Source organism: Geodermatophilus sp. SYSU D00684, assembly GCF_054050455.1.
The window spans coordinates 20,678-45,516 of sequence record NZ_JBJGZI010000024.1 but is presented as its reverse complement, the minus strand read 5'-3'; the positions used below and the strand labels follow the sequence as shown (position 1 = coordinate 45,516).

The 24,839-nt window shown below is 73.6% G+C and carries 24 protein-coding genes and 4 tRNA genes; 24 read left to right on the top strand and 4 right to left on the bottom strand.

Features of this window, described 5'->3' with window-relative positions:
• Positions 1-3: 3 nt before the first annotated feature.
• Both ACI79L_RS17525 and ACI79L_RS17520 read right to left on the bottom strand, forming a co-directional pair.
• A complete protein-coding gene (locus ACI79L_RS17525) occupies positions 4-1,062 on the bottom strand; it encodes an anti-sigma factor RsbA family regulatory protein (protein ID WP_456937995.1) in 1,059 nt (352 codons plus the stop codon).
• A 91-nt stretch (positions 1,063-1,153) separates the two neighbouring features.
• Positions 1,154-1,645, bottom strand: coding sequence for a YajQ family cyclic di-GMP-binding protein (locus tag ACI79L_RS17520; protein WP_387987812.1), 492 nt, complete (start codon positions 1,643-1,645; stop codon positions 1,154-1,156).
• Between the two features lie 89 nt (positions 1,646-1,734).
• Here ACI79L_RS17520 and ACI79L_RS17515 point away from each other — a divergent pair.
• Positions 1,735-1,816, top strand: a tRNA-Tyr gene (locus tag ACI79L_RS17515).
• 61 nt (positions 1,817-1,877) lie between these two features.
• On the opposite strand, the gene ACI79L_RS17510 is transcribed toward ACI79L_RS17515, so the two are convergent.
• Entirely contained in the window at positions 1,878-2,318 is a 441-nt protein-coding gene (locus ACI79L_RS17510) for a pilus assembly protein TadG-related protein (protein WP_456937994.1), read from the bottom strand.
• 579 nt (positions 2,319-2,897) lie between these two features.
• Between ACI79L_RS17510 and ACI79L_RS17505 the strand changes: the two genes are divergently transcribed.
• From ACI79L_RS17505 to ACI79L_RS17475, 7 genes are all read left to right on the top strand, one after another.
• Complete coding sequence (locus ACI79L_RS17505) at positions 2,898-5,399, top strand: putative bifunctional diguanylate cyclase/phosphodiesterase (RefSeq protein ID WP_456937993.1); 2,502 nt, start codon at positions 2,898-2,900, stop codon at positions 5,397-5,399.
• Between the two features lie 85 nt (positions 5,400-5,484).
• Positions 5,485-5,557 (top strand) — tRNA-Thr (locus tag ACI79L_RS17500).
• Positions 5,558-5,602: 45 nt separating this feature from the next.
• A tRNA-Met gene (locus ACI79L_RS17495) sits at positions 5,603-5,676 on the top strand.
• Between the two features lie 100 nt (positions 5,677-5,776).
• The gene (gene rpmG / locus ACI79L_RS17490; protein ID WP_387987806.1) at positions 5,777-5,941 is read left to right on the top strand and encodes a 50S ribosomal protein L33; all 165 of its coding nucleotides are present in this window, start codon (positions 5,777-5,779) and stop codon (positions 5,939-5,941) included.
• A 32-nt stretch (positions 5,942-5,973) separates the two neighbouring features.
• Positions 5,974-6,420, top strand: a complete 447-nt coding sequence (locus ACI79L_RS17485) for an FAS1-like dehydratase domain-containing protein (RefSeq protein WP_456937992.1) — start codon at positions 5,974-5,976, stop codon at positions 6,418-6,420.
• Positions 6,417-6,845 (top strand): MaoC family dehydratase, encoded by a 429-nt coding sequence (locus ACI79L_RS17480; protein ID WP_456937991.1) that lies wholly within the window; start codon positions 6,417-6,419, stop codon positions 6,843-6,845. Before ACI79L_RS17485 ends, ACI79L_RS17480 begins: the two co-directional genes overlap by 4 nt.
• Complete coding sequence (locus ACI79L_RS17475) at positions 6,842-8,290, top strand: M1 family aminopeptidase (RefSeq protein ID WP_456937990.1); 1,449 nt, start codon at positions 6,842-6,844, stop codon at positions 8,288-8,290. Before ACI79L_RS17480 ends, ACI79L_RS17475 begins: the two co-directional genes overlap by 4 nt.
• 1 nt (position 8,291) lies before the next feature.
• Here ACI79L_RS17475 and ACI79L_RS17470 read toward each other — a convergent pair whose 3' ends face one another.
• On the bottom strand, positions 8,292-9,524 hold the full coding sequence (locus ACI79L_RS17470; protein WP_456937989.1) for a pyridoxal phosphate-dependent aminotransferase: 1,233 nt from the start codon (positions 9,522-9,524) through the stop codon (positions 8,292-8,294).
• A gap of 278 nt (positions 9,525-9,802) precedes the next feature.
• On the opposite strand from ACI79L_RS17470, the gene ACI79L_RS17465 reads away from it, so the two are divergent.
• The 16 genes from ACI79L_RS17465 (at position 9,803) to ACI79L_RS17390 (ending at position 24,613) form a co-directional block, all read left to right on the top strand.
• Positions 9,803-9,875: transfer RNA gene (locus ACI79L_RS17465), tRNA-Trp, on the top strand.
• 142 nt (positions 9,876-10,017) lie between these two features.
• Complete coding sequence (secE, locus tag ACI79L_RS17460) at positions 10,018-10,563, top strand: preprotein translocase subunit SecE (RefSeq protein ID WP_456937988.1); 546 nt, start codon at positions 10,018-10,020, stop codon at positions 10,561-10,563.
• Between the two features lie 42 nt (positions 10,564-10,605).
• A complete protein-coding gene (nusG, locus tag ACI79L_RS17455; protein ID WP_456937987.1) occupies positions 10,606-11,511 on the top strand; it encodes a transcription termination/antitermination protein NusG in 906 nt (301 codons plus the stop codon).
• Between the two features lie 55 nt (positions 11,512-11,566).
• Positions 11,567-11,998: a 50S ribosomal protein L11 gene (gene rplK, locus ACI79L_RS17450; RefSeq protein WP_387987792.1), complete on the top strand. Its 432-nt coding sequence runs from the start codon at positions 11,567-11,569 to the stop codon at positions 11,996-11,998.
• A gap of 131 nt (positions 11,999-12,129) precedes the next feature.
• Positions 12,130-12,849, top strand: coding sequence for a 50S ribosomal protein L1 (gene rplA / locus ACI79L_RS17445; RefSeq protein WP_456937986.1), 720 nt, complete (start codon positions 12,130-12,132; stop codon positions 12,847-12,849).
• Positions 12,850-13,250: 401 nt separating this feature from the next.
• Positions 13,251-13,868, top strand: coding sequence for a 50S ribosomal protein L10 (rplJ, locus tag ACI79L_RS17440; RefSeq protein WP_456937985.1), 618 nt, complete (start codon positions 13,251-13,253; stop codon positions 13,866-13,868).
• Between the two features lie 17 nt (positions 13,869-13,885).
• Positions 13,886-14,281, top strand: a complete 396-nt coding sequence (gene rplL / locus ACI79L_RS17435; protein WP_456929520.1) for a 50S ribosomal protein L7/L12 — start codon at positions 13,886-13,888, stop codon at positions 14,279-14,281.
• A gap of 280 nt (positions 14,282-14,561) precedes the next feature.
• Positions 14,562-15,692, top strand: coding sequence for an ABC transporter ATP-binding protein (locus ACI79L_RS17430; RefSeq protein WP_456937984.1), 1,131 nt, complete (start codon positions 14,562-14,564; stop codon positions 15,690-15,692).
• Positions 15,689-16,504, top strand: coding sequence for an MlaE family ABC transporter permease (locus ACI79L_RS17425; protein ID WP_456937983.1), 816 nt, complete (start codon positions 15,689-15,691; stop codon positions 16,502-16,504). Before ACI79L_RS17430 ends, ACI79L_RS17425 begins: the two co-directional genes overlap by 4 nt.
• Positions 16,505-16,508: 4 nt before the next feature.
• Positions 16,509-17,378, top strand: a complete 870-nt coding sequence (locus ACI79L_RS17420) for an MlaE family ABC transporter permease (protein WP_456937982.1) — start codon at positions 16,509-16,511, stop codon at positions 17,376-17,378.
• A 7-nt stretch (positions 17,379-17,385) separates the two neighbouring features.
• On the top strand, positions 17,386-18,786 hold the full coding sequence (locus ACI79L_RS17415) for an MCE family protein (protein WP_456937981.1): 1,401 nt from the start codon (positions 17,386-17,388) through the stop codon (positions 18,784-18,786).
• The gene (locus tag ACI79L_RS17410; protein WP_456937980.1) at positions 18,783-19,820 is read left to right on the top strand and encodes an MCE family protein; all 1,038 of its coding nucleotides are present in this window, start codon (positions 18,783-18,785) and stop codon (positions 19,818-19,820) included. The genes ACI79L_RS17415 and ACI79L_RS17410 overlap by 4 nt, the downstream gene beginning before the upstream one ends.
• Positions 19,820-20,854, top strand: a complete 1,035-nt coding sequence (locus ACI79L_RS17405) for an MCE family protein (RefSeq protein ID WP_456937979.1) — start codon at positions 19,820-19,822, stop codon at positions 20,852-20,854. Before ACI79L_RS17410 ends, ACI79L_RS17405 begins: the two co-directional genes overlap by 1 nt.
• Complete coding sequence (locus ACI79L_RS17400) at positions 20,851-22,092, top strand: MCE family protein (RefSeq protein ID WP_456937978.1); 1,242 nt, start codon at positions 20,851-20,853, stop codon at positions 22,090-22,092. The genes ACI79L_RS17405 and ACI79L_RS17400 overlap by 4 nt, the downstream gene beginning before the upstream one ends.
• The gene (locus tag ACI79L_RS17395; RefSeq protein ID WP_456937977.1) at positions 22,089-23,348 is read left to right on the top strand and encodes an MCE family protein; all 1,260 of its coding nucleotides are present in this window, start codon (positions 22,089-22,091) and stop codon (positions 23,346-23,348) included. Before ACI79L_RS17400 ends, ACI79L_RS17395 begins: the two co-directional genes overlap by 4 nt.
• On the top strand, positions 23,345-24,613 hold the full coding sequence (locus ACI79L_RS17390) for an MCE family protein (protein WP_456937976.1): 1,269 nt from the start codon (positions 23,345-23,347) through the stop codon (positions 24,611-24,613). Before ACI79L_RS17395 ends, ACI79L_RS17390 begins: the two co-directional genes overlap by 4 nt.
• Positions 24,614-24,839 lie beyond the last annotated feature (226 nt).

Sequence of the window (24,839 nt, the reverse complement as noted above, 5' to 3'; positions counted from 1 at the left end):
GCCTCAGGCCCAGGACGTCGACAGGCCCCAGGACGTCGACAGGCGGACGCTGGTGCCCGCGTCGTCGCGGCGGATCGCCACGTGGTCGCACAGCTGGCGGGCCAGCCACAGGCCCATCCCGCCGTGGGACAGGTCCTCCCCGTGCGCGGGTCCGTAGCCGGCGAACGGGTCGTCCAGGCCGCGGCCGGAGTCGCGGATGGTGGCCACCAGCCGCCCGGGCGCCGTCCACAGCCGCAGCCCCGCCGGTGGGGAGCCGTGCCGGACGGCGTTGGAGGTCATCTCGTCGACCGCCATGAGGAAGTCCTCGAGGACGTCGGCCGGCCCGTCGACGGCGTCCAGGCGGGCGCGGACGGCGTGCCGCAGGCCGGCGTAGTCGCTGATGTCGTCGTCGGCCAGCGCCGGGGCCGTGGCCTCCAGCGGCTCGTCGGGCACCGGCAGGGCCCGCAGGTAGGCGGCCGGGTCGACGTACTCGGGGTTGGCCGCCCGGCCGTCGGGGGTGACGACGCCGGGGTGCGTGTGCAGTGCGGAGGCCAGCAGCGGGTCGGGGAGGGCGGAGCTGAACACGCACAGCCCCCACAGCGGCAGCGCGGCGAACGCGTCGTTGATGACCGCCTCGTAGGCCTGCCACTCGCGCCAGTCGGCCGGGCCGGCGCCGAAGTCGACCTCGCCGACGCACCGGACCAGCCGGCCGGACGCGGCGTGCTGCTCGGCGAACCGGCGGAAGGCCGTGATCGCCGTGGGGGTGCGCGACCGGTACAGCTCGCCCCGCTCGACGACGACCACCCGCGGGTCCCGGCCGACGGCCTCCCACAGCGGGCCGGCGGTCTCCGGCCCGGTCGCGATCACGGTCGCGTCCCCGGCCTCCAGGCCCTCGAGCAGCCACGGCGCGGCCGCGGCGGCGACGTCGGAGGCCGAGTCGTAGACGAGCGCGTCGTGCCGTGTGCCCGCGGGCGGCAGGGAGCCCGCGTCGTCTGCGTCGTGGCCGGCGGCGGCGGAGCCGTCGCGGCGCGCTGCGCCGTCTCCGGGCTCCCCACCGGTCCGCCGGCTCCCGTGGAGGACCATCCCCTCCACGGTAACCGGCCCGACCGGAGGCTCGTACGCCCGCGGGCGGCGACCGCCCGATCGGGGCGGTCGCCGCCCGCGGGGCCGCCGGTCAGCGGTAGTTGTCGAACTGGAGGGCGACGTCGAGGTCCTGCGCGCGCAGCAGTCGCTGCACCTCTTGCAGGTCGTCCCGCTTCTTGCCGCTGACGCGGAGCTGGTCGCCCTGGATCTGGGCCTGGACGCCCTTGGGACCCTCGTCGCGGATGATCTTCGCGATCTTCTTGGCCACGTCGGACTCGATGCCCTGCTTGATCCGCGCCGACAGCTTGTAGGCCTTGCCGGAGGACTGCGGCTCGTCGGCGTCGAGGGCCTTGAGCGAGATGCCGCGCTTGACGAGCTTGTCCTTGAAGACGTCGAGGGCGGCGTTGACCCGCTCCTCGGTGTCGGCCTGGAGGAGGACGCCGTTCTCCCCGGCCCAGGCGATGCTGGCGTTGGTCCCGCGGAAGTCGAAGCGCTGGGCGAGCTCCTTGCCCGCCTGGTTGATCGCGTTGTCGATCTCCTGGTGGTCGACCTTGCTCACGACGTCGAAGGACGAGTCGGCCATGTCTGCTCCTCACCCCGCGCGGAGGACCCGCGACGGGACCTCGTCGGGCCGTCGCCGGCCCGTCTTGTACGCTCTCCCCGTGGGTCCACGGCGGGTTGCCCGAGTGGCCAATGGGAGCGGACTGTAAATCCGTCGGCTTAGCCTACGAAGGTTCGAATCCTTCACCCGCCACCCCTCGCAGAGCGGCCCCCGACCAGCAGGTCGGGGGCCGCTCCCGCGTTCCGGGCCCGCCTCAGGGCAGCGTCGGGGCCTGTGCGCCGGCCACCGCGGTGACCTCCAGCGGCCGCCCGCCGAGGAACAGCCAGCCGAAGGCGATCTGCACCGACCGCGTGCAGCGGACCGTGACCTCGGTGCCGTCGGTCTCCGCCGACCAGGCGTCCAGCGCGGTCCCGCCGTCGGCCAGGTGGTCGGTGACGGCGGCCCGCGCCGTCTCCCCGGTCAGCGGCAGCGCCGCGCCCACGCCGGTGGCGTAGACCCGCCCCTCGTCGGTCCGGTTGGCGGCGGCCAGTGCCGCGCCGTCGCACACCGCCTGCACGTCCTGGTGCTCGAGGAAGGCGTCGGACGCGGCGACGGCGCCGAGCGCCATGAACGCGGCGACCAGCCAGCACACGAGGACGAAGGGCATCGCGGAGCCGCGCTCCGCCTCGCCGCCCGGTCGCCTGCCTCCCCGCACGGCGCGCAGCGTAGGTGCGGCGCGGCTCCGGCGGACCGCCGTCCACGGACCCGGTCGATCACACGGGCACCACCTGTCACCCATGCCGGTGACCAACTGCTGATCAACAACCACCGTCCGTAGTGACACTACGGGCCGTCACCCGTTCGTGATGCTCTGTGCTTGCCTCGCCCGAGTGAGGGAAACGAAGGTTCCGGGCGCGGTCCGTACTCGAACGACGCTCTGCCCCCGCGCCTGGGTGACAGCCGCAGCTGACAGCTGTCTTTTTCCATGCCTGAGGAGGCGTCATGAGCCAGGTCCAGAACTCCGTGCAGTCGCGTGGCAGCCGTTGGAACCGCGGTAGCCGTTGGAACCGTGGTAGCCGCTGGAACCGTGGTAGCCGCTGGAACTGACCTCCCCGCGCAGGCGGTGCGGGAAGCGCTCGTGCCGCCTGCCCCCTTGGGGTGGACGGGGCCGGCCGGAACGGTCAGGGAGGACCGTTCTGGCTGTTAGCCTCTGCGCCGCTCGCTAGTTCCTCCTCCCTAGGGCCGGGTGACCGTGGCCGTTGCTGATCCGCGCGCGCCCGCGCGGTGGTCGGCGTTGCGCAGGCCCCCGGCCGTCGCGGTCGCCGTGACGGGGCTGGCGGTGCCCTTCGTCGTCCACCTGGTGACCACGGCCCTCCGGCCGGTCCCGTGGTGGACCGTGCTGGCCTTCTTCCTGGCCTTCGTGGTCGCGGAGTCGCTCATCCTCACGGTCGAGCTGCGCTCGCACACCATCTCCTGCTCCGTGGGCGAGGTCGTCCTCGTCGTCTCCCTGGTGGAGATGGGCGGTGCCTGGACCGCGGCCACCTGTGCCGCCGCGGTGTGGGTGATCAGCCTCCGGGACCGCATCCCGCTCGCGAAGACGCTGACCAACGTGGCGATCTACGTCATCCAGGTCGGCGTGGTGGTCCTCGTCCTCGAGCACCTGCCGGTCGCCGGGATCACCGACCCGGTCACCTGGATCTGCTACGTCCTGGCCGTCGTGCCGGCCACCGCCGTCGGCACGCTGATCATCGTCGCCGCGATCACCGTGACCCAGGGCTGGCCGGGGACCACCGTCCTCGCGCGCCTGTTCGTCCCGGTGCTGATCGTCTACCCCCTGTCGGTGGTCATCGGCCTGGCCGCGTCCCTGCTGGTCGACCGGACGGCGTGGGCCTGGCTGCTCCTGCTCCCCGTGCTGGGCGCCCTCGGGCTGCTCTACCGCCGGTTCGCCCGCGTGGCCCGCGAGGGCGAACGGCTCGAGCGGGTCTACGAGTTCGCCCGCCGCGTCGAGCACGTCGCGGCCGACGAGGACGGGGCGCGGCGCATCGTGGTCGCCGTCCAGGAGCTGCTCAACGCGGACAAGGTCGCGCTGTGGCTGCCGCCCTACCTCGACGAGCCGCCGCGGCTGGTCGTGGCCGGCGACGGCGGCGTCACCTGGTACGACGGGCCGTCCGACCCCGAGGACGTCCTGCGCCAGCGGGTGCTGACGCCCGGGTCCTCCGAGCCCGTGCTGGTGGCCGCCGGCCGCGCGACGCCCGCCGAGTCCGCCGCCCTGGCCCGCCGCGGCGCCCAGGAGGTCCTCGGCGCCCCCGTGGCGACGGCGGCTGGCGAGCCCGGCTACCTCGAGGTGTGCGACCGGCGCAGCGACGTCGTGTCCTTCTCCGGCAGCGACCGCTCCGCGCTGGACTCGATGCTGACCCACGTCAACGCGGCGATCCGCCAGCAGCAGCTGCTCACCCAGATCCGCTACGACGCCGACCACGACCGGCTCACCGGGCTGCCCAACCGGCAGCGGCTGGCCGCCGAGATCGACCAGATGCTCGGCGCCGACCCGGTCGGGGCGCGGGCCGGCCTGGTGCTCGCCGCGCTGGACAACCACACCGAGATCGTCGACACCCTCGGCCACGCCGCGGCCGACGAGCTGCTGCTGGTCACGGCGGGCCTGCTGCGCGAGCACGCGCCGCCGGACGCGCTCGTGGCGCGGATGGAGGGCGAGCAGTTCGCCGTCCTCCTGCCCGGTCTGTCCCTGCCGGCGACCGAGCGGGCCGCCCGGCGGCTGCGCGAGGCCACCTCCACCCGGGCGCGGGTCGCCGGCCTGGACCTGGAGGTCACGCTGACCGTCGGCGTCGCGGCCGCACCGGTCCACGGCACGGACTCCGGCACGCTGATGCAGCGGGCCGACGTCGCGCTGCTGGCGGCCGCCTCCGAGAGCGGCGGCGTCGCCAGCTACCACCAGGTGCTGGACCAGCAGAGCCTGCGCCGCCTGCAGCTGGGCACCGAGCTCGAGCAGGCCATGGCCGACGGGCAGATCAGCGTCGTCTTCCAGCCGATCATCGACGCCCGGACCTCCGACATCGTCTCGGTGGAGACCCTCGTCCGCTGGGCGCACCCGCGCTTCGGCGCGATCCCGCCGGACGACTTCATCCACCTCGCCGAGCAGATCGGCCGCATCGGCCCGCTCACCGACCACGTGCTGGACCTCGCGCTGGCCCGCTGCCGGCGGTGGCTGGACCAGGACATCGCGCTGTCGGTCGCGGTGAACCTCTCCGCCCGCTGCCTGGCCGAGCCGGATCTCGTCGAGCGGGTGCAGCGGGCGCTGCGCCGCCACGGCGTCCCGGGGGAGCTGCTCATCCTCGAGCTGACCGAGGGCAGCGTCGTCGACGACTCGGTGCGCTCGGGCACCGTCCTCACCGACCTGCACGCCCTGGGCCTGCGGCTGTCGATGGACGACTTCGGGACCGGCTACTCGTCGCTGTCCCAGCTGCGGCAGCTGCCGATCGACGAGGTCAAGATCGACAAGTCCTTCGTGCTGGGGATGTCCACCAGCCAGGGTGAGTCGTTCATCGCCCGCTCGATCATCGAGCTCGCCCACAACCTGGGCCTGCGCGTGGTCGCCGAGGGCGTCGAGGACGAGCTGACCCGCAAGCTGCTCACCGAGATGGGCTGCGACAAGCTCCAGGGCTTCCTGGTCAGCCGGCCGCTGGCCGACGAGATGCTGGAGAAGTGGCTGCTCGCGCGCACCGGCGTGCGGTCCGCCGCGCCCGGCGCCCAGCACCGCCGTCTGTTCGTCCGCGCCTGACTGTTACAGTCGTCTGGCACACCCCGGAGGGGGTGCGAGACCGCCGGAGACGGTGGGGTAGAGTTCCCTCCGGCTCAGTGAGCACGCCCCTTTAGCTCAGTCGGCAGAGCGTCTCCATGGTAAGGAGAAGGTCTACGGTTCGATTCCGTAAAGGGGCTCCGACCCACCGGTCCTGTCGCGAGACCGGGCCGCGCGGTCTTCCCGGCGGTGTAGCTCAGCCTGGCAGAGCAAGCGGCTCATAATCGCTGTGTCACCGGTTCAAATCCGGTCACCGCTACCCCTGACGGACCCCGTACCCCGGGGTCCGTCGCCGTGTCGGCACCCGCCGCCACGGTCCCCGGCCTCCGGGCCGGTCCGCACAAGGCGAGGAGTGCCCCATGGCAGCCACCGACGTCCGTCCGAAGATCACCCTGGCCTGCCAGGAGTGCAAGAGCCGCAACTACATCACCCGCAAGAACCGGCGGAACGACCCCGACCGGCTCGAGCTGAAGAAGTACTGCCCGCGGGACAAGAAGCACACGGTCCACCGCGAGACCCGCTGACGCCGGTCCGCGAGGAGCGAGGGAGGGCGGGAGTGGCGCTGGACGCAGGACTGGTCGGGCGCAGCTACCCGCCCTCCGCCGTCTACGAGGTCGGCCGCGCGAAGATCGCCGAGTTCGCCGCCGCCGTCGGCGCGGCCGACCCGGTGCACACCGATGCCGACGCCGCCCGCGCGCTCGGGCACCCGGACGTCGTCGCGCCGCCCACCTTCGCCATCGTGGTCACCCTGGGCGCGGCCGACGTCGTGCTGGAGGATCCCGACGTGGCCCTCGACTACAGCCGGGTGGTGCACGGCGAGCAGCGCTTCACCCACCACCGGCCGATCCGCGCCGGCGACCGGCTGGTGAGCACCACGACGATCGAGGCGGTGCGCAGCGTGGCCGGCAACGACCTGCTCACCACCCGCGTCGACGTCGCCACCGAGGACGGCGAGGCCGTCTGCACCGCCACCTCGATGCTCGTGGCCCGGGGGACGGCGTGAGCGCCCGGCTGCGGGCCGGCGACGTCGCCGTCGGCACCGAGCTGCCCGGGCAGACGCACCGGGTCACCCGCGCGGACCTCGTCCGCTACGCGGGCGCCTCCGGCGACCTGAACCCGATCCACTGGAGCGACCGGGTCGCCACCGGCGTCGGCCTGCCCGGCGTCATCGCCCACGGGATGCTCACGATGGGCCTGGCCGCCCGTGCGGTCACCGACTGGGCCGGCGACCCGGGCGCCGTCGTCGAGTACCAGGTCCGCTTCGGCCGTCCGGTGGTCGTGCCCGACGACGACACCGGCGCCGAGGTCACCGTCCGCGGCCGGGTGGGCGCCGTCCTCGACGGCGGCCGGGTGCGCGTGGACCTCACGGTCACCAGCGGCGGCGAGAAGGTGCTGTCCCTCGCCCGCGCCACCGTCGCACTGGCATGACCCCCCGGAGAGCCCTGCCGGCCGCGGCCGCGGCGCTGCTCCTGCTGGCCGGCTGCGGCACCTCCTTCACCGAGACGCTCGCCGCCGAGGAGTCCCCGTCGGCGGCGCCGTCGTCGCCCGGGTCCTCCGAGGGCGGGGACGACGCCCCGAGCTGCCCGGCCGAGCGCGCCGAGCCCGACCCCGACCGCCCCGTCGTCGACCTGGAGTTCCGGCTCTCCGACGACGGGCGCACCGTCACCGGCACCGAGAACGTCGTCTTCACGCCGGACCGCGCCACCGACGAGATGGTGTTCCGGCTGGTGCCGAACAGCCCCGGCGCGGCCGAGCTCGGCAACCGGATCACCGTCGACGACGTCCGCGGCGACGACGTCGACCAGGCCGGCTACGAGGACGCCGGCGCCGAGGGCCCGGGCGGGCTCTACGTGCTCCAGCTCGACGGTGAGCTGGAGGCCGGCGAGTCCACCGAGGTGGAGCTGGACTTCACCGTCTCCCTCGGCGGCAGCGGCTTCGAGCGGCTGGGCACGGCCGAGGACGTGTCCTGGTGGGCCAGCGGCTTCCCCCTGCTGGCCTGGGAGCCCGGCGTCGGCTGGGCGCGCGACCCGTTCGTCGGCATCCTCGGCGAGACCGCCACCAGCCCGGTCGCCGACACCACGGTCAGCGTCTCGGCGCCCGAGGACCTCGTCGTCCTCATGACCGGCGACCAGGACGAGCCCTCCGCGCCCGAGGACGGCCGGCGCACCTGGACCTCGCACGAGCCGGCCGCCCGCGACGTCAGCGTCGCCGCCGGGGACTTCCGGACCGCCACCCTCACCTCGCCGAACGGCGTCGAGATCACCACCGGGGTGCTGCCGGACTCGCGCACCGGCCCAGGCGAGCTCGCCGACTGGACCAGCGACGACGTGACCGCCCTCGCCGACCGGTTCGGCCCCTTCCCGTACGACACGCTCACCGTGCCGCTGCTGCCCGACGCGGGCGGCGGCATCGAGTACCCCAGCTCGATCCTGCTCGCCGGCGCCAGCCGGGTCGTGCTCGAGCACGAGGTCGCGCACATGTGGTTCTACGGGATGGTCGGCGGCTCGCAGTTCCGCGACCCGTGGCTCGACGAGGCCTTCGCGACCTACGCCGAGAGCGACGGCGACGTGTCGCAGGAGCGGCTCGACGCGACGCTGGCCGCTCCGGGCGACGTCGGCGCGGCGATGGACGAGTTCTCCGACACCGGCAGCTACTTCGACGTCGTCTACGGCAAGGGCGGCGCCGCGCTGCTGGCCGCCCGGCAGGCCGCCGGCGCCGCGGAGTTCGACGCGGCGCTGCGCTGCTACGTGCAGGTCAACGCGTGGACGATCGCCACGCCCGCCGACCTGGCGCAGGCGCTGGCCGACCTCCCGGCCGCCACCGAGGTGCTGGTGGCGGCCGGCGCCCTCGACGAGGACGACCTGCCGGACTGAGTCAGCTCAGCAGGCGCTGCAGCCGGCCGACGCCCTCGGCCAGGTCGTCGTCGCCGAGCGCGTAGGACATCCGCACGTAGCCCGGCGTGCCGAAGGCCTCCCCGGGGACGACGGCGACCTCGGCCTCCTCCAGCACGATCTCGGCGAACTCCGCGCTGCTCGACGCGGTGCGGCCGTTGATCGGCCGGCCCAGCAGGCCCTTCACCGACGGGTAGACGTAGAAGGCGCCCTGCGGCTCGGGGCAGGTGATGCCGGGGATCTCCCGCAGCATGGACACGATCGTCTTCCGGCGGCGGTCGAACGCCGTCCGCATCGCGTCCACCGCCGACAGGTCGCCGGTCAGCGCGGCCACCGCCGCCGCCTGGGACACGTTGGCGACGTTCGAGGTGGCGTGCGACTGCAGGTTGGTCGCGGCCTTGACGACGTCGGCGGGGCCGACGATCCAGCCGACCCGCCAGCCGGTCATCGCATAGGTCTTGGCCACCCCGTTGACGACGACGCAGCGGTCGGCGAGCTCGGGGACCACGACCGGCATCGACGGCGCGGTGACCCCGCCGTAGGTCAGGTGCTCGTAGATCTCGTCGGTGAGCACCCACAGCCCGGCCTCCAGGGCCCAGCGGCCGAGGGCCTCGACCTGGTCGGGCGGGTAGACCGCGCCGGTCGGGTTGGACGGGGAGACGAACAGCAGCACCTTGGTGCGCTCGGTGCGCGCGGCCTCCAGCTGCTCGACCGAGACGAGGTAGCCGCTGTCCTCGTCGGCGACCACGGGCACCGGCACGCCGCCGGCCAGCCGGATCGCCTCCGGGTAGGTGGTCCAGTAGGGCGCGGGCACGAGGACCTCGTCGCCGGGGTCGAGCATCGTGGCGAACGCCTCGTACACGGCCTGCTTGCCGCCGTTGGTCACCAGCACCTGCGCCGGCGTGACGGTCAGGCCCGAGTCGCGCGCCGTCTTGGCGACGATCGCCTCCTTGAGCGCGGGCAGGCCGCCGGCCGGGGTGTAGCGGTGCATCGCCGGCTGCCGGGCCGCGGCGATGGCCGCCTCGACGACGTAGTCCGGCGTCGGGAAGTCCGGCTCACCGGCGCCGAAGCCGATGACCGGCTTGCCCGCCGCCTTGAGCGCCTTGGCCTTCGCGTCCACCGCGAGCGTGGCGGACTCGGCGATGGACCCGATGCGCCGCGAGACGCGGCGCTCGGCGGGGGAGAGGGCGGGCTCCGACGGGGAGACGGCGGTCATGGGTCCATCGTGTCAGGCGCCACGCCGCCCGGGCCCGCCAGTTCCCGGTCCTCCGCGGCACGGCCTGCGGCACCACCGCCGACGGCCCCGCCCCGGTGACCCCCGCGCGGGAGGTCCCCCGGAGCGCGGTCACGGACCGGTCCCGCGGTCCCGTACACTGGCAACCCTGGGGCGTTCGACCCCGCCACCGGCGTGCCCCGGATCCTCCCGGGACCGGCGTGCCGAGGGCGAGGCCCGACCGTCCCGGGGCAGCCCGGGGTCACCGGCCCCGGGCGCCAAGGGGTGTAGCTCAATTGGCAGAGCAGCGGTCTCCAAAACCGCAGGCTGCAGGTTCAAGTCCTGTCACCCCTGCCCGTGCCGCCGGCCCGTGCCGGCGGGCAGCACGACCCGGCACGACCGCGCACCGGCTCCCCGGACGCGGTCGCCGGCCGGCGAGCACCACACCAGACGGCCCGACAGCAGCGGCCACCAACCACGACGCGAGCGAGGCGCAGTGAGCGAGAAGCCGGGCCGCGGGGAGGACCCCCGCACCGCCTCCGACGCCGAGCTGTCCGACGAGCAGCTCGACCGCGAGGCCCCGGGCGTCGAGGACGCCGCCGAGCTGGAGGCCGCCGAGGACGAGGTCGCCGCCGAGGCCGAGGCCGCCGAGGACAAGGTCGTCAGTGCCCCGGCCCGCCGCCGCGGCGGCCGGATCACCACCGGCGACGACGAGGACGACGAGCCGGCCGCCCCGCGCACCCGGCGCCCCGCCCGCGAGAAGGCCGCCGGCAGCCGTCCCGCCGGTCGCGCCGCCGAGGGCTCCGGCACCCGGTCCCGGGCCGCCGCGCAGCGGGCGCGGGCCGAGGAGGTCCGGCAGAAGCGCAACCTGCGCCGGTTCCTGCGCGAGGTCGTCGCCGAGCTCCGCAAGGTCATCTGGCCCGGCCGCCGGGAGCTGATCACCTACACGACCGTCGTCATCCTCTTCGTGGCGTTCATGGTGGCGCTCGTCGCAGGCCTCGACGTCCTCTTCGCGCAGGGCGTGCTCGCCGTCTTCGGCTGACCGCCCCCTGCGCCTGACCGCACCCGACAAGGAAGAGACCCCGTGACCGACCCCCGCGAGCCCTTCGACACCGACAGCGACGTCGAGGCCATCGACCTCGACGACCAGCGGATGGACGTCCGCGGCAGCGTCGACCTCGAGACCGGCGCGGACGAGGCCGGCTCCGCCGAGGGCTCGGTCGACACCGCCGACCAGGACACCGCCACCGGTGTCGCCGACGTGACCCCCGCGGTCGAGGGCGGCGGCCGCGACAGCCTGGTCGGCGACCCGCTGGCCGCGCCGGCCCCCGACCACGACCCGGTCGTGACCGAGGCCCTGGCCGAGGCGGAGGCCGCGGACGAGGACCCGCGCGAGACGCTCAAGCGGACCCTGCGGACCCAGTTCGGCGACTGGTACGTCATCCACTCCTACGCGGGCTACGAGAACAAGGTGAAGACCAACCTCGAGTCCCGCATCCAGTCGCTGGACATGGAGGACTACATCTTCCAGATCGAGGTGCCCACCGAGGAGGTCACCGAGATCAAGAACGGCAAGCGCACCCAGGTCAACCGGAAGAAGCTGCCCGGCTACCTGCTCGTCCGGATGGACCTCAACGACGAGTCCTGGGGCGCGGTCCGCAACACCCCCGGCGTCACCGGCTTCGTCGGTGCCACCTCGCGGCCCTCGCCGCTGTCGATCGACGAGGTCGTCAACCTGCTGGTGCCCGACGCCCCGCCGCAGGCGGCCAAGGCGGCCGAGGCGGCCTCGCCCGCGGCGGCGTCCGCGCCGACCGCCGTCGTCGACTTCGAGATCGGCGAGTCGGTGACCGTCATGGACGGCCCGTTCGCCACCCTCCCGGCGACCATCAACGAGATCAACGCCGAGCAGCAGAAGCTGCAGGTGCTGGTCTCCATCTTCGGCCGGGAGACGCCGGTCGAGCTGTCGTTCACCCAGGTCGCCAAGATCTGAGTGCGCCCGAGCACCACCCCGGCCGTTCGAGCCTGAGTCACACGAGAAGGAAGTCATGCCCCCCAGGAAGCGGTTGACCGCGGTCATCAAGCTCCAGATCAACGCCGGTGCGGCCACCCCCGCGCCGCCCGTGGGTCCGGCGCTCGGCCAGCACGGCGTCAACATCATGGAGTTCTGCAAGGCGTACAACGCCGCCACGGAGTCGCAGCGCGGCAACGTGGTCCCGGTCGAGATCTCGGTGTACGAGGACCGCTCGTTCACCTTCGTCACCAAGACCCCGCCGGCCGCCCGCATGCTGCTCAAGGCCGCGGGTGTCGAGAAGGGCTCGGGCGAGCCGCACAAGACCAAGGTCGCCACGGTCACCCGCGACCAGGTCCGCGAGATCGCCCAGACCAAGATGCCCGACCTCAACGCCAACTCGCTGGACGAGGCCGAGCGGATCATCGCCGGCACCGCCCGGTCGATGGGCATCACCGTCACCGGCTGACGGAAGCCGCCGGGAACCGGCGGCGTTGCACCACCCGGGGCCCGTCCGAGCCCCGTGCACCTGTGGGAGGGCCTGCGCCAGGCCCGCACACCACGCGATCCCCGCACCCGCGGCGGGGGAGAGGAACCACCATGGCGAAGCACGGCAAGAAGTACCTCGAGGCGGCCGCCAAGGTCGACCGCGAGACCCTGTACAGCCCGCTGCAGGCGGCGGGGCTGGCGAAGGAGACCTCGCCGACCACCTACGACGCCACCGTCGAGGTGGCCATGCGGCTGGGCGTCGACCCGCGCAAGGCCGACCAGATGGTCCGCGGCACGGTCAACCTGCCCCACGGCACCGGCAAGACCGCCCGCGTCATCGTCTTCGCGACCGGCGACAAGGCCGCCGAGGCCGAGGCCGCCGGCGCCGACGTCGTCGGCTCGGACGACCTGATCGCGCGCATCCAGGAGGGCTTCCTGGACTTCGACGCCGCGATCGCCACGCCCGACCAGATGGCCAAGGTCGGCCGGATCGCCCGCATCCTCGGCCCCCGTGGCCTGATGCCGAACCCGAAGACCGGCACCGTGACCCCCGACGTCACCAAGGCCGTCGCGGACATCAAGGGCGGGAAGATCAACTTCCGCGTCGACAAGCAGGCCAACCTGCACCTGGTGATCGGCAAGACCTCCTTCGACGAGGCCAAGCTCGTCGAGAACTACGCCGCCGCCCTCGACGAGGTGCTGCGCGCCAAGCCGGCCGCGGCCAAGGGCCGGTACCTGAAGAAGGTCACCATCTCCACCACGATGGGCCCGGGCATCCCGGTCGACCCGAACCGCACCCGCAACCTGACGGTGGACGAGCCCACCGCCTGACGAAGGACCTCGTCCTCCCCACCCTTCGCAGGCTCAGGGCGGGGCCCGGGACGAGGCCGTTCCAGCACGTCACCACGGGGCCCCGCAGCGCACGCGCGCTGCGGGGCCCCGTGGCGTCCGGGCCCGGCCGGGGGTGAGGACGGCGACAGCGGCGCCCGCGCGGCACCGTGTACGCTGGTCGACGTTCCCCCCACGACCGCTGGTCGTCGCACGCCCGCGTGCGATCGAAGGTCCCGGATCCCCGGGCGGCCCGCGCAGGAGGACGGTTCGATCGCCGCGGCGCCCCGTGCCCGCGTCCCTCGCCCCGTGCGCCCTGCGCCGGGGCGTTCCTCGTCTCCGGGCCCCGATCGCCCGCTCTCGTACGACGCACGGGTGGTCACCCGTCCGACGAGAGGAGGCCCATGCCCACGCAGGCGAAGGCCGCTGTGATCGACGAGATCACCGAGCGGTTCCAGAAGTCCAGCGCGGCCGTGCTCACCGAGTACCGCGGGCTGACCGTGTCGCAGCTGACCCAGCTGCGGCGTTCCCTCGGTGCGGGCAGCAGCTACGCCGTCGTCAAGAACACCCTGACGAAGCGGGCGGCGGACTCGGTCGGCCACACCGACCTGGCCCCGCTGCTCAACGGCCCGACCGCGATCGCCTTCATCGAGGGCGACGTCGTCGAGGCCGCCAAGGCCATCCGCGACTTCGCGCGCGCCAACCCGCTGCTCGTCGTCAAGGGCGGCGTCGTCGAGGGCCGCACCGTCGGCCCCGCCGAGGTCACCGCTCTCGCCGACGTCGAGCCGCGCGAGGTGCTGCTGGCCAAGCTGGCCGGCGCGATGAAGGGCAACCTCACCAAGGCCGCCGGGCTGTTCCAGGCCCCGCTGTCCCAGGTCGCCCGCCTGGCCGCCGCGCTGCAGGAGAAGAAGCCCGCCGAGGGCGACTCCGCTGCCGCCGACACCGCTGCTGCCGACACCACTGCTGCCGACACCACCACCGACTCCGCTGACGCCGCGGACACCGCGGCCAGCACCGACTGACCCCAGAAGGAGAGATCATGGCCAAGCTGTCCACCGCGGAGCTGCTCGACGCGTTCAAGGAGATGACGCTGCTCGAGCTGTCCGACTTCGTGAAGCAGTTCGAGGAGACCTTCGAGGTCACCGCGGCTGCCCCCGTCGCCGTCGCGGCCGCCCCGGCCGCCGGTGGTGCCGGTGACGGCGGTGCCCCCGCCGCCGAGGAGCAGGACGAGTTCGACGTCATCCTCGAGGCCGCCGGCGACAAGAAGATCCAGGTCATCAAGGAGGTGCGCGGCCTGACCTCGCTCGGCCTCAAGGAGGCCAAGGACCTGGTCGACGGCGCGCCGAAGCCGGTCCTGGAGAAGGTCGCCAAGGACGCCGCCGAGAAGGCCAAGGCCGCTCTCGAGGGCGCCGGCGCCACCGTCACCATCAAGTGACGCCGTCCCCGGCCTGAGCCGGGGGCCAGCACCACCCAGCACGCCACAGGGGCCGCTCTCCTCCGGGAGGGCGGCCCCTGTCGCGTCCGCCCCCTCGGTGGGGTGGTGTGACAGCGACCGGTGTCACGTCGGACGAGTGATCCACGTAACCTCCCCCTCCGGTCCTCGTTACCCGTGAGTACGAGGAGGCGGTGTCCCCGGCGCACGGGGGCCCGCGACGGGACGCGGTCCCGGGGCTCCCGCCGCGCGCGGGCCCCGGACACGGGCGAGGAGGTCGACGGTGGGCGTCGCGGTCCAGGTCGAGGGGCTGACCAAGTCCTTCGGCAGCCAGAACATCTGGAGCGACGTCACCCTCACGCTGCCGCCGGGGGAGATCTCCGTGCTGCTGGGCCCCTCGGGCACCGGCAAGTCGGTCTTCCTCAAGTCGCTGGTCGGGCTGCTCAAGCCCGAGCGCGGCTCGATCGTCATCACCGACACCGACATCGTCCGGTGCGGCGAGGCCAGGCTGTACGAGGTCCGCAAGCTGTTCGGCGTCCTGTTCCAGGACGGCGCGCTGTTCGGCTCGATGAACCTCTTCGACAACATCGCCTTCCCGCTGCGCGAGCACACGAGGAAGAGCGAGTCCGAGGTCCGCCGCATCGTCCTCGAGAAGATGGACATGGTCGGCCTGCAGGGCGCCGAGGGGAAGCTGCCCGGCGAGATCTCCGGCGGCATGCGCAAGCGCGCCGGCCTCGCCCGCGCGCTGGTGCTCGACCCCGAGATCATCCTGTTCGACGAGCCGGACTCGGGCCTGGACCCGGTCCGCGTCGCCTACCTCAACCAGCTGATCGTCGACCTCAACGCGCAGATCGACGCCACCTTCCTCATCGTCACGCACGACATCGGCACCGCCCGCACCGTGCCCGACAACCTCGGCCTGCTCTACCGCAAGCACCTGGCGATGTTCGGCCCGCGCGAGCAGCTGCTCACCTCGCAGGAGCCGGTCGTGCAGCAGTTCCTCAACGGCCGCCGCGAGGGCCCGATCGGCATGAGCGAGGAGAAGGACGTCACGCAGGTCGAGGCCGAGATGGCCGCCCTGCAGGCCCGCGGCGGCGACCGGCACAACGGCGTCGGGCCCAAGGGCGCCGTCGGCGGCGACGCCGTCCCGCCGCAGCTGGACCCCTCCCCGGGCCTGCCCGAGCGGCGCGCCCAGCGCCGCCGCCAGGAGCGCGTGGCCCGCATGCTGCACCAGTTCGACCCGGCCACCGCCACGGCGATCCGCGCCTCCCTGCCCGAGGACCTGCTCGCCCAGGTCGACGCCGGCGTGTTCGCGCCGACGACGGACGCCACCGGGCGGCACCGGGACACCTCGCAGGTCGTCGGCGCGACGGCAGCCGGCGGCGCCCTGCCTGGCCCGCGGGACGGCCGGTGACGGCCACGGGGAAGCCGCAGGCGCCGGGCCTGCTTGACGGGAAGCTCTCCCCGGTCCGGCCGCTGCGGGCCAGCGGCACGCTGTTCGCCTTCGCGCTCGACACCTTCCGCGCGCTGCCCAGGCGGCCATTCCAGCTGCGCGAGTTCGTCCAGCAGACCTGGTTCGTCGCCAGCGTGACCATCCTGCCGACGGCCCTGGTCGCGATCCCCTTCGGCGCGGTCATCGCGCTGCAGCTGGGTTCGCTGACCCGCCAGCTCGGCGCCCAGTCGTTCACCGGCTCGGCCTCGGTGCTGGCCGTGCTGCGCGAGGCCAGCCCGATCGTCACCGCGCTGCTCATCGCCGGCGCCGGCGGCTCGGCCATCTGCGCCGACCTCGGCGCCCGCAAGATCCGCGACGAGATCGACGCCATGGAGGTGCTCGGGATCAACCCGATCCAGCGCCTCGTCGTCCCGCGCGTGCTGGCCGCGATGGTCGTCGCCACCCTGCTCAACGGCCTGGTCAGCGTCGTCGGCGTGGCCGGCGGCTACTTCTTCAACGTCGTCCTGCAGGGCGGCACCCCGGGTGCCTACCTGGCGTCGTTCGGCGCGCTCGCGCAGGTCGAGGACTTCTGGTCCGGGGAGATCAAGGCGCTCGTGTTCGGGCTGATCGCCGGGATCGTCGCCTCCTACAAGGGCCTGCGCGCCGGCGGCGGGCCCAAGGGCGTCGGCGACGCGGTGAACCAGTCGGTGGTCATCACCTTCCTGCTGCTGTTCGCCGTGAACTTCGTGATGACGGCGATCTACTTCCAGCTCGTCCCGCCGAAGGGGCAGTGACCCGATGGCACTGCTCTCCCCGGTCGACCGGGTCCGCGTCGGCGCGCGCCGGCTGGTCCGCCGCGTCTACGGCCGCCCGATGGACACCCTCGAGGACCTCGGCGACCAGTTGTCCTTCTACGGCCGCGCGCTGGGCTGGACGCCGCGCACGCTGCGCCGCTACAAGCGGGAGACGTTCCGGCTGCTGGCCGAGGTCACCTTCGGCACCGGCGCGCTGGCGGTCATCGGCGGCACGGTCGGCGTCATCGCGTTCCTGTCGTTCTTCACCGGCACCGAGGTCGGCCTGCAGGGCTACGCCGCGCTCGACCAGCTCGGCACCTCGGCGTTCACCGGCTTCCTCTCGGCGTACTTCAACACCCGGGAGATCGCCCCGCTGGTCGCCGGCCTGGCGCTGTCGGCCACCGTCGGCTGCGGCTTCACCGCCCAGATCGGCGCCATGCGGATCAACGAGGAGATCGACGCCCTCGAGGTCATGGGCGTGCCCTCGCTGCCGTTCCTGGTGACCACCCGCATCGTCGCCGGGTTCGTCGCGGTGATCCCGCTCTACGTCATCGGCCTGCTGAGCAGCTACTTCGCCACCCGGACCATCACCACCGAGGCGTACGCGCAGTCGGCCGGCACCTACGACCACTACTTCAACCTCTTCCTGCCGCCGCAGGACGTGCTGTGGTCGTTCGTCAAGGTGCTCGTCTTCGCCGTCGTGATCATCCTGAGCCACTGCTACTACGGCTACCGGGCCGGCGGCGGCCCGGCCGGCGTCGGCCTCGCCGTGGGCCGGGCGGTGCGCTTCTCGATCGTGGCGGTCATGGTCATCGACCTGTTCCTGTCGCTGGCCATCTGGGGTTCGACGACGACCGTCCGGATCGCGGGGTGAGCGGGCGATGAGCGGGGGCAGGGGCGCGGTGGTGCGCCGTCGGCTGCAGGGCGTGGCGTTCCTCGTCGTCCTGGTGATGCTGCTGGCGCTGACCGTGGCGCTCTACACCAAGGCGTTCACCGACACCGCGCGCGTGGTGCTGCACGCCGACACCGTGGGCAACCAGCTGCAGGAGGCCTCCGACGTCAAGGTGCGCGGGGTGATCGTCGGCGAGGTGCGCTCGGTCGACGCCGGTGCCGACGGCGCGACGATCGAGCTGGCCATCCGCCCCGAGTACCTGGACCGGATCCCCGCCGACGTCACCGCCCGGCTGCTGCCCAAGACGCTGTTCGGCGAGCGCTACGTGTCCCTGGTGGTGCCCGAGCGGCCCTCGGGGGAGCGGCTGGCCGACGGCGACGAGATCGGCCAGGACCGCACCGAGAACGCCGTCGAGCTGCAGCGGGTCATCGACGACCTGCTGCCGCTGCTGCGGGCGGTGCAGCCGCAGGACCTCAGCTACACCCTCGGCGCGGTGGCCTCGGCGCTGCGCGGCCGCGGAGACCGGCTGGGGGAGAACCTCGCCGCGATCGGCGGCTACGTCGGCGAGCTCAACACCGTGCTGCCCGAGCTGCAGGCCGACATCAGCGGCCTGGCCGACGTCGCGGACACCTACACCTCGGCCGCCGACGACCTGCTCGCGGTGCTCGACGACCTGGCGGTGACCTCGCAGACGCTGGTCGACCAGTCCGAGCAGTTGCGGCGCACGTTCACCGTCGTGGGCGCCTCGTCGGCGACCGCGGCCGGCTTCCTGGAGACCAACGAGCAGAGCCTCATCTCGCTGGCCGCCACCTCGCGGCCGGTGCTCGGCATGTTCGCCGAGTACTCGCCGGAGTACCCGTGCCTGCTCGACGGCCTGGCCCGCTTCAAGCCGATGATCACCGAGGCCTTCGGCGGCGACGGCGACCCCGCGCTGAACCTGGACATCACCGTGACGCTGCCGCCGCGCAACCCGTACCAGCCCGGCGACCAGCCGGCCTACCTCGACCGGTCCGGGCCCGACTGCCAGGGCCTGGACGACATCGACGCGATCATCGCGGCCGCCGACCGGGGCGAGTACTACTGCCCGGTGCCGCCGGTGGACGGCGTCGACTCGGTGGACAACCCGTACAGCGGCAACCCCAACTGCCTGGGCGGCCGCGGACCCGAGGACGTCCCCGCCGGCGCGGGTGAGCCCGACGGCAACGTGACCACCGACCTGTCCGCCTTCGGGAACTCGGTGCCGGGGCAGCTGGCCGGGTCGACGGCGGAGCTGGACTTCGTGCGCAGCATCCTCGGCTACCAGACCGGCGTGGACCCCGGCGAGGTCTCCGACCTGGCCGCCTCCACGATGGCGCCGCTGCTGCGCGGGACCCAGGTGGCGCTGCGATGAGGGGGCTCGCCGCGCCGCTGACCAAGCTGGCCGTCTTCGCGCTGGTCACCGTGCTCGCCAGCTACGTCCTGGTCAGCACCATCACCAACGCCGGCCACGGCGAGCCGCGGGAGTACCGGGCGCAGTTCGCCGACGTCGCCGGCCTGGTGGAGGGCGACGAGGTGCGCATCGCCGGTGTCCGGGTGGGCCAGGTGACCGCCATCGGCCTGTCCGACCGGACCGAGCGGCCGGTGGCCGAGGTGACCGTCGCGGTCGACGCCGACGTCCCGCTGCCCACCTCGGTGCTGGCGACCATCCGCTACCGCAACCTCGTCGGCCAGCGGTACGTCGCGCTGACCGAGGGGGAGGGGTCGGCCGGGCGCACCCTCGAGGAGGGCGACACCATCCCGCTGGCCCAGACGACGCCGGCGCTGGACCTCACCACGCTGTTCGGCGGGTTCCAGCCGCTGTTCCAGGCCCTGTCGCCGCAGGACGTCAACCGGCTGTCCTTCGAGATCATCCAGGTGTTCCAGGGCGAGGGCGGCACCGTGGAGAGCCTGCTCGGCCACGTCGGCTCGCTGACCTCGTCCCTGGCGGACAAGGACGCCGTCATCGGCAGGGTCATCGACAACCTGACCTCGGTGATGGGCACCGTCGCCGCCCGGGACGAGCAGCTGTCGTCGCTGGTCGTCTCGCTGCAGCAGTTCGTCTCCGGGCTGAGCGAGGACCGCGACGCGATCTTCGACTCGCTGCAAACCATCGACGGCCTGGCGGTGAGCACCGCCGGGCTGCTCGAGGACGCCCGCGCGCCGCTGGCCGCGGACATCGAGGGCCTCGGCGACCTGGCCGGCAACCTCGCCGACACCGGCGACGTCCTGGAGGACTTCCTGCAGCTCGCCCCGACCAAGATCGACCTGATCACGCGGACCGCCGTCAACGGCAGCTGGTTCAACTTCTACATGTGCGGGGCGTCCGGCACGGTCACCCTGCCCGGCGCGAGCGAGCCGAGCACCATCCCCGCGGGCGGGCTGTCCTCCGGCGCGAGGGGGTGCTGATGGCCCGCCGTCCCGCCAAGCCCTTCCGCGACCGGAACCCGGTCGTCATCGGGGCGGTCAGCCTCTCGCTGATCGCGCTGCTGGTGCTGCTCGCCTTCAACGCCCAGTCGCTGCCGCTGATCGGCGGCGGCACCGTCTACCGCGCCCAGTTCTCCGAGGCCGCGGGCCTCCGGCCCGACGACCCCGTGCGCGTCGCCGGCGTCAAGGTCGGCCAGGTCGAGAGCCTGGCGCTGGAGGACGGCGCGGTCACCGTCGAGTTCCGCGTCCGCGACGCGTTCGTCGGGGACCGGTCCGAGGCGGCCATCAGGATCGAGACGGTGCTGGGCGCCAAGTACCTGGCGCTGGTCCCGCGCGGCGCGACGCCGCTGGACCCCGAGCAGCGCATCCCGCTGCAGCGCACCGCCTCCCCCTACGACGTCGTCGAGGCCTTCGCGGACCTGTCCACCACCGTCGACGACATCGACACCGCCCAGCTGGCGAGCTCCTTCCAGGTGCTGTCGGAGACCTTCGCCGACACCCCCGACGAGGTGCGGACCTCCCTGGACGGGCTGGCCCGGCTGTCGGACACCATCGCCTCGCGGGACGCCCAGCTGCGCGAGCTGCTGTCGGCCACCCGGGACGTGACCCAGGTCCTGGCCGACCGCAACGGCGAGTTCACCCAGCTGATCCTGGACTCCAACACCCTGCTCACCGAGGTGCAGGAGCGCCGGGCGCTCATCGACTCGATCCTCACCAACACCCGGACGCTGGCCCAGCAGCTCACCGGGCTGGTCGCGGACAACCGCGAGGCCCTCACCCCGGCGCTGCAGCAGCTGGCGGCCGTCACCGACATCCTGTCGCGCAACCGGCAGGCCCTCGGGGAGACCGTCGCCAACCTGGCGCCCTTCGTCCGGGTCTTCACCAACACCCTGGGCAACGGCCGCTGGTTCGACAGCTTCGTCGAGAACCTGCTCCCCGGCGCCGTCGGGTCGGTGCTCTGCGGGGGCGCCGCCCAGGCGCCCGGAGGTCTCGTCTCCTGCGAGGAGGGCCAGTGACGGGGTCCCTGCAGCGCGGCGTGGCGCTGGCCGCCGCGCTCGTGCTGGTCGGCGCGGTCGGCTGGACGGTCCTGCGGCCGGCCGGCCAGATCCGGGTCACCGCGTACTTCGGCCAGGCCGTGGGCGTGTACCCCGGCGGCGACGTGCGGGTCCTCGGCATCGACGTCGGCGAGATCACCGACGTCGTCCCGATGGGCGACCGGGTGCGCGTCGACATGCTGGTCGACGACGAGTACGACATCCCGGCCGACGCCGACGCCGTCATCCTCGCGCCGTCGCTGGTCAGCGACCGGTACGTGCAGTTCTCCCCGGTCTACGACGGGGGCCCGACGATGGAGGACGGCGCCGAGCTGGACCTGTCGCGCACGGCGACCCCGGTCGAGCTGGACGCGGTGTACGGCGCGCTCGACGAGCTCTCCGCCGCCCTCGGCCCGACCGGCGCCAACGCCGACGGCGCCCTGCAGGACCTGCTGGCCACCGGCGCGGACAACCTCGAGGGCAACGGCGACGCGCTCAACCAGACGCTGACCGGGTTCTCCACCGCGGTGCAGACGCTGTCGGAGAACCGCGACGACCTGTTCGGCTCGGTGGAGAACCTGCAGGCGTTCACCTCGGCGCTGGCCACGATCGACACCCAGGTCGGCCAGTTCAACGACAACATGGCCGCCGTCGCCGCCCAGCTCGAGGGCGAACGGGAGGACCTCGCCGCCGCGGTGCAGCTGCTGTCCCAGGCGCTGGGGGAGATCGCCACGTTCGTGCAGACCAACACCGCCCTGCTGACGACGAACGTCGACCGGCTGGCCGACGTCACCCTCACCCTGGTCCAGCAGCGGCAGGCGCTGGCCGAGGTGCTCGACGTCGCCCCCGCGGCGCTGGGCAACGTCGCGCACGCCTACAACCCCGACTACGGCACGCTCGACACCCGCGACAACTCGCTGGGGGCGGCCAACCCGGAGGTCACCGTCTGCCAGCTGCTGGCCCAGGCCGGCCGGCTGCAGATCACCGGCGTGAGCCTCACCGACCTGACCGCGTTCCTCCAGCTGCCGCCGACCGAGCAGATCTGCCTGCGGCTGCTCTCGGGCGACCCCGGCAACGACGGGCAGCTCGACGACCTCAACGGCAACGGCGTGCCCGACCTGCAGGAGCTGCTCGGCACGCTGTTCGGCCGCGGCGCCGCCCCGCAGGCCGGTGGCACCCCGCTGGTCGGCCTCCCGCTGGTGCCGGGGGCGCAGCAGTGACCGGGCTCGGCCGGCGGGCCGCCGCGCTGGGCGCCGGGGTGCTGCTGCTGTCCGGGTGCGGCTTCCGCGGCGCCTACTCCCTCGACCTGCCCGGCGGCGCCGACGTCGGCGACGACCCGTACACGGTGCAGATCCAGTTCCTCGACGTCCTGGACCTCGTCCCGCAGGCCGGCGTCCGCGTCGCCGACGTCCCGGTCGGCCGGGTGGAGGACGTGTCGCTGGGGGAGGACTGGACCGCCCTGGTCACCGTCGAGATCAACGGCGACGTCGACCTGCCGGCCAACGCGGTGGCGATGATCCAGCAGTCCTCGCTGCTCGGGGAGAAGTACGTGGAGCTGGCCGCCCCGGGCACCGAGACACCCACCGGCGAGCTCACCGACGGCGCGCTCATCGGCCTGGACCGCACCAACCGCAACGTCGAGGTGGAGGAGCTCCTCGGCGCGCTGTCGCTGGTGCTCAACGGCGGCGGGCTGGCGCAGCTGCAGACGATCAGCCGGGAGCTGGGCGACGCGCTCGAGGGCCGCGAGGACGCCGTCCGCGCCACCCTCACCCAGCTCGACACGTTCATCGCCGGCCTCGACCAGCAGCGCGACGAGATCGGCCGGGCATTGGACAGCGTGGACGCGCTGGCCGAGTCCCTCGCCGCCCGCACGGAGACCATCGAGACGGCGCTGGACACCATCGGGCCGGGCCTCGACGTCGTCACCGAGCAGCGCGACCTGCTCGTCTCGATGCTCGACAGCCTCGCCCGCCTCGGCGACGTCGGCACCCGGGTGATCGACCAGGCCGGCGCGGACACCGTGGCCGACCTGCAGCTGCTGCAGCCGATCCTCACCCAGCTGGCCGCCGCGGGGCCCGACCTCGCCGAGTCGCTGGACCTGCTGCTCACCTACCCGTTCCCGGCCAGCTCGCTGTCGGCGCTGCAGTACCGGCCCGACGCGCGGACCGGCGGCTACGGCCTGTTCACCAACATGACCGCCAACCTGAACCTCGACCTGCGCGAGCTGCTGTGCCGCTACGTCGTCGACCCGGTCACCGGCGGCCTGGAGACCCTCGACCCGCAGGACCTGGCCGGCGACACCTGCGGCAGCGCCGGCACCCCGCCGGCCAACGCCGGCGGCACCGGCAGCGGCTCGTCGTCGCCGGCGCCGTCGCTCGCCCCGGGGCTGGGCGGGCTGGCCGGCACCGTCCTCGGCGGCGGCGCGCCGGGCGGCCTGCCCGGGCTGCCCGGCATCCCGACGGGAGGCACCCCGTGATCACCCGCAAGGTCAAGCTGCAGCTGCTCGCGTTCACCGCGGTCGCGCTGCTGGGCATCTCCTACGTCGGCTTCAACTACGTCGGCCTCGACCGGGTGCTGCTCGGCAGCGGCTACGACGTCGCCGCCGACTTCGCCGACTCCGGCGGCATCTTCGTCAACGCCGAGGTCACCTACCGCGGCGTCGCCGTCGGCCGAGTCAGCGACATGCAGCTCACCGACGACGGCGTCCGGGTCACGCTGACCATCGACCCCGACGCCGACCCGATCCCCTCGGACACCGACGCCGTCGTGGCCACCCGCAGCGCGGTCGGCGAGCAGTACGTGGACCTGCGCCCGGCCACCGCCGACGGGCCGTACCTGGCCGACGGCGCGGTCATCCCGCAGTCGCGCACGGCCATCCCGATCCCGGTCGAGCAGCTGCTGCTCAACGTCGACCGGCTGGTCACCTCGATCGACCCCGAGGACCTGCGCGTCGTCGTCGACGAGCTCGGCCGCGCCTTCGCCGGCGCCGGCGACGACCTGACCCGGCTCATCGACAACGGCGACCTGCTGCTGGCCCGCGCCGAGGAGTCGCTGCCGCAGACGCTGCAGCTGATCACCGACGGGCGGACGGTGCTGCAGACGCAGGCCGGGAGCCGCTCGGCGATCGAGCAGTGGGCCGCCGACCTGCGCGCGGTCAGCGACACCCTGGTCGACATCGACCCCGACCTGCGCGGCCTGGTGGTCAACGCGCCCGACGCCGGGGCGGCGCTGCAGGACCTGGTGGACGACGCGGGGCCGGGCCTCGGCTCCCTGGTGCGCCACCTCGACGTCCTCAACGGCGTGACCATCCCGCGCCTGGACGGCGTCGAGCAGATGCTCGTCACCTATCCCGACGCCGTCAGCGGCGGGTTCAGCGTCGTCCGCGACGACGGCGGCACGATGCGCGCCCACTTCGGGCTCGTGCTCAACAGCGACGACCCGCGGGCCTGCACCAGCGGCTACGTCCCCACCGGGCAGCTGTCCGGCCCCGCGTCGGTGGCCGGGCTGGACGTCGACTCCGTCGGCTGCGACGTCGTCGACGGCGCGGACCCGACCCCGGGCGACGGCGTCGACGAGTCGGGCTCGAACATCCGCGGCGAGCAGAACATCGGCCGCGACGGCGGCGTCGGCCCGCCCGGCCCGCAGGGCCAGGCCGGTGTCGGCGCGCCGGTGGCATCGGTGGTCGACGACGTCCTCGGCGGCCTGCTCGGTGCCCTCCCCTTCGCACGGACGGCGGGCTGAGTACGTCATGCTCATCACCCGGAGCACTCGACACGGCACGGACCGAGAGGAGGACGCGGTGACGCGCGCCGGGCAGGACACCGGGACGGCTCCCGACGAGGTCACCGCGGACGCCCCCGCCGCGGAGGGCGCGGCGGCCGGCCCGCCGGGGCCCGGGGGGGGGCCGCCCCCCCCCCCCCCCCCCCGCGGCCCCCCCCCCGGGGGCCCCCCCCCCCCCCCCCCCCCC

Bases quoted from the DNA above. Each gene is read 5' to 3' on its own strand.
- ACI79L_RS17525 (WP_456937995.1), bottom strand. From the start codon at position 1,062: ATGGTCCTCCACGGGAGCCGGCGGACCGGTGGGGAGCCCGGAGACGGC.
- ACI79L_RS17520 (WP_387987812.1), bottom strand. From the start codon at position 1,645: ATGGCCGACTCGTCCTTCGACGTCGTGAGCAAGGTCGACCACCAGGAG.
- rpmG (WP_387987806.1), top strand. From the start codon at position 5,777: ATGGCAGCCACCGACGTCCGTCCGAAGATCACCCTGGCCTGCCAGGAG.
- ACI79L_RS17475 (WP_456937990.1), top strand. From the start codon at position 6,842: ATGACCCCCCGGAGAGCCCTGCCGGCCGCGGCCGCGGCGCTGCTCCTG.
- ACI79L_RS17470 (WP_456937989.1), bottom strand. From the start codon at position 9,524: ATGACCGCCGTCTCCCCGTCGGAGCCCGCCCTCTCCCCCGCCGAGCGC.
- rplK (WP_387987792.1), top strand. From the start codon at position 11,567: ATGCCCCCCAGGAAGCGGTTGACCGCGGTCATCAAGCTCCAGATCAAC.
- rplA (WP_456937986.1), top strand. From the start codon at position 12,130: ATGGCGAAGCACGGCAAGAAGTACCTCGAGGCGGCCGCCAAGGTCGAC.
- rplJ (WP_456937985.1), top strand. From the start codon at position 13,251: ATGCCCACGCAGGCGAAGGCCGCTGTGATCGACGAGATCACCGAGCGG.
- rplL (WP_456929520.1), top strand. From the start codon at position 13,886: ATGGCCAAGCTGTCCACCGCGGAGCTGCTCGACGCGTTCAAGGAGATG.
- ACI79L_RS17420 (WP_456937982.1), top strand. From the start codon at position 16,509: ATGGCACTGCTCTCCCCGGTCGACCGGGTCCGCGTCGGCGCGCGCCGG.
- ACI79L_RS17415 (WP_456937981.1), top strand. From the start codon at position 17,386: ATGAGCGGGGGCAGGGGCGCGGTGGTGCGCCGTCGGCTGCAGGGCGTG.
- ACI79L_RS17410 (WP_456937980.1), top strand. From the start codon at position 18,783: ATGAGGGGGCTCGCCGCGCCGCTGACCAAGCTGGCCGTCTTCGCGCTG.
- ACI79L_RS17405 (WP_456937979.1), top strand. From the start codon at position 19,820: ATGGCCCGCCGTCCCGCCAAGCCCTTCCGCGACCGGAACCCGGTCGTC.